Source organism: Spiroplasma sp. ald (assembly GCF_044714355.1).
Lineage (GTDB): Bacteria > Bacillota_I > Bacilli_A > Mycoplasmatales > Mycoplasmataceae > Spiroplasma > Spiroplasma phoeniceum.
Genome location: NZ_RXFY01000121.1, coordinates 1 through 2,703 on the forward strand (window position 1 = coordinate 1; position 2,703 = coordinate 2,703).

Sequence of the window (2,703 nt, forward strand, 5' to 3'; positions counted from 1 at the left end):
TCAATCTTAGTTTTTTCTTTTTCTATTAAAGCATCAACTTCTAATTGTGTATAATATGCTTCTAAATCTATCGTAGTTAAATCAATACCTTTTTCTTGAAAAGTACGAAACATTTTCTTTAAAGTTGTTAAATTAGCCAGTGATTTTGCATAACTAGGTAATAAACCTTGTCATGTTGCCATTGGGTCATTTTGAGATGAATAATTAATATTACCAACACTCATATTTGCCGAAGTAAAAAACTCAATTGGAATACGGTTAAATGTTCAATGCTCAACAGTAATAAACACCATATTAATACAAATTTTCTTTAATAATGGGTCTTTAAATGTTTCAAACTTTAATTTTGAAAATGGATAATTCAAATAGGAATTAATGATATTTTGGGCTCTTAAAGCAAATGTTTTAAATCATAATTCTACATCACCTTTAAAAAACTTATTATAACGAACTGGAACTTGTGTAATTTTACCTGTCATTGGATTAAAATTATTATAATTTTCCAAAGTAACATTTTGTCATAATTCATTTAACATTTAATCATCTCCTTATCATTTACTTTTTTTAGAATATATTTTCTTTAATATAAATTTTTTACTATTTAGTAATGTTTTTGTTTTAATTGTTTTGTTTAAATCTTGTTTTGTTTTGAGTTGTTTATATGCTTGAAATACTAGTCCATTACCCAATAAACTAGTAACCACACTATCTTTTAGCGTATTTAACAATTTATCTTTATTAAAGTTATTTTTAAATTGTTCTTGCATTTTTAATATCTTAGCAATTGTCCGATATATTTTAAAACTATCTTTTACTACTTGCTGATAAGCAAGTGGGACAAAAGAAACTAAATTAAACAAACTTGTTTTTTTAAATCCCCAACCAATAAACCACTCACTGTTCATATAGAATTTAAAAGGTTCAGGAGAAAAAACAAATTGTTCTGCTTTGATTAAAGTTGTAATAACGACAATAGGGGCATATTGCGGATTTTTATAATATATTGTTAAAGTAACTTCGCCCGCAACTGATAATGGAACAATTTTTACTGCTAAAAAAACATCAGAACCATAGGAAAAAGGTAATAATTGGCCTTTTTAATAGCCTTAGTTTCAAATTTAGATAATATTTTTTAGTTTTATCAGTAATTTTATTAATTACTTTTTGTTTAATAGCAATTATTTGTCTTTCAATTGGGGCTAATAATTTTTTAGTTACTTTTTGAATATAAAAATTTGGGTTTAAATGATTTAATAATTTATTTAATTTAATTGGTGTTTTATGTAAAAGATTTAATAATTTATTATTATATATTTTACTACCCCGCATTAAATTAGCATTTAATAGTAGGTTTTTACCAACACCTTTTTTATAAAGATTAGCCATAATGTTATATCATTCATTAGTATTAATTTTGCTTATTTTATCAATATTTAATCCATATTTAGACAATCATTTATTAGCATTTTTTTCATTTACGCGTGGTATTTTTTGAACTAATTTAGGACTTATTTTTTGAATATTTTTCTCAATTTTTAATAAATTATTAATTGTTTCTAAATTAGAAACTTTAAAACCATTATAAAAATCATTTCGTGCTAATTTACCAATTGTATATAATAAAGTTTCATTATTAGTCTGCTTTGTAAAATCAAATATTAATTTATCAGATAAAATCTTTTTACCTGTAACTTGCCTTACAACATCTTCTAAATTATTAGCAGTTATTATTACACCTATTTTTTCAAGTAGTTTAGTTTCTTTTGCTAATTTTAAAATTCTAGCTGTTCGAGCAGCACGCGTTAATTTACCAACTCCACCAATTGCTGGTAACAAATTTAAGGCAGTACTTTTTACTGTCACTTCTGATGTTAATTTATCGTATATTTGATTTACAGCAAAATCAGTTGCTGTTTCTACTCCAAATGAGATAAATGCTGCGGCAAAATTAGACAATCCTGCCCCTAATCCAACGGCTGAAGCAATACCACCAGTTAAAACTGATAAACCAAGGGCTAAAACTTGAATTCCTAAAAATTCTAATAACTGTAAACCAAAACTTTTTTGTTTTTGCTGTGTAGATAATCTGGTCGGAGTTTTTTTAACAGCATAAATAAGAGCAGTTTTGCTTGTTCCAATTGGCATAATTTATCAACGAAAAAGTACTATTTTTTAGTACTTAAGTATTTTTAATTACGACATCAATCGGGTTTGTTTGCCCCGTGGCGTTGTTTTTACCTTCAATTTGAACTTCAACAGTTTTATTATTTGTAATATTAATTGGTCAATCTTCACCTTTACTTTCAATAAAGTAATCAAAATCATTTTCAGTTAAAGAACTATTTATGGCCTTAATTGCTTTTAAAACAACAGCTTTAAATTGTGGTTTTAACTGTTCGACTGTTGCTTGAGTTGGGTCTGTAACATGAATAGTTGGTTTATCTAATTTATTAATTTTACTAATATTAATTTTTGCAACAATATGTTTAATAATTCCTTTGGATTCAACTACTGCTCTACCTAAATATAAAACTCTTTCCATAATCAAAGTATTACCCATTCCAGTACCTAACGCAGCAGCACCAACTCTTAACGGAGTATGGTCTTTTTTGCGTAAAATAAGCGGGTCATATTTTTTGCTAAATTTAAAGGCAATTGCATTAACTCCATTTGGTAATAATTCAATTGTTCCTTCTGAACCAT

Annotated in this window: 4 protein-coding genes; all 4 read right to left on the minus strand. The window is 26.2% G+C overall.

Going from position 1 to position 2,703, the window contains the following annotated elements:
* A partial coding sequence (locus EHU54_RS05305) for a hypothetical protein (RefSeq protein WP_400249336.1) occupies positions 1-536 on the minus strand: 536 nt, incomplete at its 3' end.
* Between the two features lie 12 nt (positions 537-548).
* Positions 549-905, minus strand: a complete 357-nt coding sequence (locus EHU54_RS05310; RefSeq protein WP_400249337.1) for a hypothetical protein — start codon at positions 903-905, stop codon at positions 549-551.
* Between the two features lie 88 nt (positions 906-993).
* A complete protein-coding gene (locus tag EHU54_RS05315; RefSeq protein WP_400249338.1) occupies positions 994-2,145 on the minus strand; it encodes a hypothetical protein in 1,152 nt (383 codons plus the stop codon).
* A gap of 34 nt (positions 2,146-2,179) precedes the next feature.
* Positions 2,180-2,703: hypothetical protein (locus EHU54_RS05320; RefSeq protein ID WP_400249339.1), on the minus strand; the 524-nt coding region annotated here is incomplete at its 5' end.